Annotated in this window: 4 protein-coding genes; 3 read left to right on the top strand and 1 reads right to left on the bottom strand. The window is 70.4% G+C overall.

Translation table 11 applies throughout. From position 1 onward, the window contains the following. The 3 genes from AC2VNT_RS08260 to AC2VNT_RS08270 form a co-directional block, all read left to right on the top strand. A partial coding sequence (locus AC2VNT_RS08260) for an alpha-hydroxy-acid oxidizing protein (RefSeq protein ID WP_486946393.1) occupies positions 1-336 on the top strand: 336 nt, incomplete at its 5' end. Positions 337-350: 14 nt separating this feature from the next. Next, entirely contained in the window at positions 351-1394 is a 1044-nt protein-coding gene (locus tag AC2VNT_RS08265; protein WP_486946394.1) for a hydroxymethylglutaryl-CoA reductase, read from the top strand. Positions 1395-1457: 63 nt separating this feature from the next. After that, positions 1458-2270, top strand: a complete 813-nt coding sequence (locus tag AC2VNT_RS08270; protein WP_486946395.1) for a glycoside hydrolase family 16 protein — start codon at positions 1458-1460, stop codon at positions 2268-2270. Between the two features lie 7 nt (positions 2271-2277). Here the strand turns inward: AC2VNT_RS08270 and AC2VNT_RS08275 are convergent. Further along, positions 2278-3747: glycosyltransferase family 39 protein (locus AC2VNT_RS08275; protein WP_486946396.1), on the bottom strand; the 1470-nt coding region annotated here is incomplete at its 5' end.

The raw sequence follows: 3747 nt of genomic DNA on the forward strand, positions 1-3747 counted from the left end.
GACGCGCAGGGAACCGGCCTGCCGGTGTTGGGATCCGGTGGCGTGCGCAACCCGCTGGACGTGGCGCGGGCGCTGGCGCTCGGCGCGGCGGCCGCCGGAGTCTCCGGGGCCTTCCTCGGCACCCTGCTCGACGGCGGGGCGGACCGGCTGGTCGACCAGATCCGCAGCTGGCTGGAGCGGCTGACGGCGGTGATGACCGTCCTCGGCGCGGCCCGCCCGGCGGATCTGACCCGCTGCGACCTGCTGGTCACCGGCGGGCTGCGCACCTTCTGCACCGACCGCGGGATCGAGACCGGCTGCCTGGCACGGCGATCCCGCTCGGCGGGAACCTCCTAGCGAAGGGACAGACCATGGACTTCGAACACACCGCGGCCAGCGTGCCGATGCGCTGGGTGGGCCCGCTGAAGGTCACCGGCAACGTGGTCAGCACCGAGACGAAGATCCCGCTGGCCACCTACGAGTCGCCGTTGTGGCCGTCGGTGGGCCGCGGGGCCAAGGTCTCGATGCTGACCGAGCGGGGGATCGTCGCCACCCTGGTCGACGACCGGATGACCCGGTCGGTGCTGGTCCAAGCCGAGGACGCCGCCACCGCGCACGACGCGACCCGGCAGCTGCACGACCGGTTCGACGAGATGAACGCGATCGTGCACGGCTGCAGCAAGTTCGCCGAGCTGATCGGGATTCGTCACGAGATCGTCGGCAACCTGCTGTTCATCCGGCTGGAGTTCACCACCGGGGACGCGTCCGGGCACAACATGGCCACCCTGGCCGCCGACAACATCCTGTCCTGGATCCTGCAGACCATCCCCGGGCTGTCCTACGGGTCGATCTCCGGTAACTACTGCACCGACAAGAAGGCGACCGCGATCAACGGCCTGCTCGGCCGTGGCAAGAACGTCGTCACCGAGCTGACCGTGCCACGCGAGGTGGTGCAGCAGCGGTTGCACACCACCGCGGCCAAGATCGCCGAGCTCAACGTGCGCAAGAACCTGATCGGCACCATGCTGGCCGGCGGCATCCGGTCGGCCAACGCCCACTACGCCAACATGCTGCTCGGCTTCTACCTGGCGACCGGCCAGGACGCGGCCAACATCGTCGAGGGCTCGCAGGGGGTGACGGTGGTCGAGGACCGCGACGGCGATCTGTACTTCTCCTGCACGGTGCCGAACCTGATCGTCGGTGCGGTGGGCAGCGGCAAGGACCTGGACTTCGTCCGGGACAACCTGGAGCGGCTGGGCTGCACCGCCGAGCGCGGCCCGGCCGAGAACGCGCACCGGCTGGCGGTGTTCGCGGCGGCCGGGGTGCTCTGCGGGGAGCTGTCGCTGCTGGCGGCGCAGACCAACCCCGGCGAGCTGATGCGGGCGCATGTGCAGTTCGAGCGCCAGCGCGGGTAGCCGGTGTCGGCGCGGCCCAGCACCCGACCGGCGGCAGCCGAGCGCCGCTGATAGGGTCGCCAGATGGATCGGCGCAGCATGTTGATGATGTCTGGGCTCGGCGCGCTGGCGGCGGTCGCAACCCGCGTCCCGCAGGCGCACGCCTACCCGACCGCGCCCGCCGCACCGGCCGGTGCGCCCGGCGCCTACATCTTCGCCGACGACTTCGACGGCCCGGCCGGCCAGGGCCCCGACCCGGCCAACTGGACGGTGCAGACCTGGCAGGACGACACCTGGCCGCCGGTGCTCGGGCAGTACCGCGCGCAGAACGTGTTCCTCGACGGCAACTCCAACCTGGTGCTGCAGGCCAGCCATGAAGGCGACACGTTCTACAGCGGCAAGGTGCGCGGCAACTGGCGCGCGGGGATGGGCACCACCTGGGAGGCGCGGATAAAACTGGACTGCCTGACCGACGGCAACTGGCCGTCGTTCTGGGCGGTCAACGAGGATCCCGACCCGGACGGCGAGGTCGACATCTTCGAGTGGTACGGAAACGGCGTCTGGCCGCCGGGAACCACCGTGCACGCCGCATCCAACGGCAAGACCTGGGAAGGCAAATCCATCCCCGGCATGGTGGACGGCGCCTGGCACACCTGGCGGATGGGCTGGTACGAGGACGGTTTCCATTTCTGGCGTGACGGGACACCGTACTTCAGCGTCCCGCCGAAGCCCATCCCGGTGCACGGCAACCCGAGTGACCTGCGGTGGCCGTTCAGCATCCCGGGCTACTGGATGACGCCGATGTTCACCCTGGCGGTCGGCGGGCCGGGTGGCGGAAACCCCGACACGGGCGTATTCCCGTCGCAGATGCTCGTCGACTACGTCCGGATCTGGTAGCGCACCGTCAGCGCGCCGCTTTGATCACCTGAACCAGGCTGAACTGCCAGCGCTCGAGCAGTCGGAAACCAAGCCCGTCCGGCACCGAGAACGCCGGGGTGCCGCCGAACCGTGGACCGGGCGGCAGCGTCGTCGCCTGCTCGTGAGCGGGCCTGGAGTCGTCGGCCTCGGTGATGATCCACACGACACCGCAGTGGCTCAACGGCTCGGCGACCACCTCCGGTATCAGGTTGGTGTCGAAGACGTCGTTGCGGTCGACCGCGCGTTGCCAGCGGGTGAGGTCGACCAGCTTTCGGTACGCATCGGGCCGCGCGGCCAGCAGCGGACGCATCGGGGCGGGCATGAAGCTCACCGTGTCGTTGACCAGCAGGCAATCCCCCGGCGCCGCCTTCGCGCCGATCAGATCGGCGACCTGACTGTAGTCCATCCCGTATTTGGCATACGGAATGCGTTGGACGCCAATATAATTCGGCGTTGCAACGGCGGCCAGCACGCCGACCATGCCGGCCGCCGGCCAGGGCGTGACCGACACCGCACCGATGCAGACGCCGAGGATCAGCGCCACCGCCGGGGCGGTGAAGGCCAGATACCGCGGGGTGTAGATCGGGTGAACCAGCGCCGAGAAGACGACGATCGCCGCGGTCGGCAGCACCAACCAGCCGATCGCCAGGGCCACCAGTTGCCGGGTGTCCCCGGTCGGTCGGGCCGATCCGCCGAGCTTTGAACCGACGGCCGCGGCCACCACCACCGCCGACGCCAGCGCGAACAGCGGACTGCGCTCGAAGTACTGCTGAATCGCGACGTCTTCGACCGTCCGGTGCCCGATCGGTGCGATCCAGCTGATCTGCTGCGCCTGCCCGACCACCGCGGCGACGAACGGCGCCAGCACACCGCCGGCCACCGCCGACGCGACGGCGAACCGGGCCAGCACCGACCGCCGGCGTCCGAACAGGCCGACGAAGACGGCGTGCGCCAACCACAACAGCACCAGGTACACGTCGAGCAGGACCGAGATCGCCAGCAGCGCCCCGTAGCCCGGCCAGGCCCAGGCGCTCTCGGCGCGCATGGCATACACCAGCAGCACGGTCAGCCAGACCGCGGCCATCATCGACATCGCGTACGGCCGGGCTTCGATGCCCGCCCAGGTGGCCCGGGGCAGGATGCCACAGACCAGCCCGGAGCTGACGGCGACGGTGCGCGACGAGAACTGCCTGCCCAGCACCACCGCGCCCGCCGCGGCGGCACCGACCGCCAGCCCGCTCGGCGCGCGGGACCAGAACTCGGTCGGCGGGAAGACCGTGAACCAGCCGTGCATCAGCAGGTAGTACAGGCCGTGCACCGCGTCGACGTCGCCCAGCAGCCGCCACAGCTGGCCCAGCGAACGGCTGTAGGCGACGGAGATGGTCGCGGCCTCGTCGTACCAGAACGACGGACGCCCGGCGCCGGCCAGGCTCACCGCGGCGGCCAGCACCGCGAC

The organism is Mycobacterium sp. TH-M15, assembly GCF_057473705.1.

Bases quoted from the DNA above. Each gene is read 5' to 3' on its own strand.
- AC2VNT_RS08265 (WP_486946394.1), top strand. From the start codon at position 351: ATGGACTTCGAACACACCGCGGCCAGCGTGCCGATGCGCTGGGTGGGC.
- AC2VNT_RS08270 (WP_486946395.1), top strand. From the start codon at position 1,458: ATGGATCGGCGCAGCATGTTGATGATGTCTGGGCTCGGCGCGCTGGCG.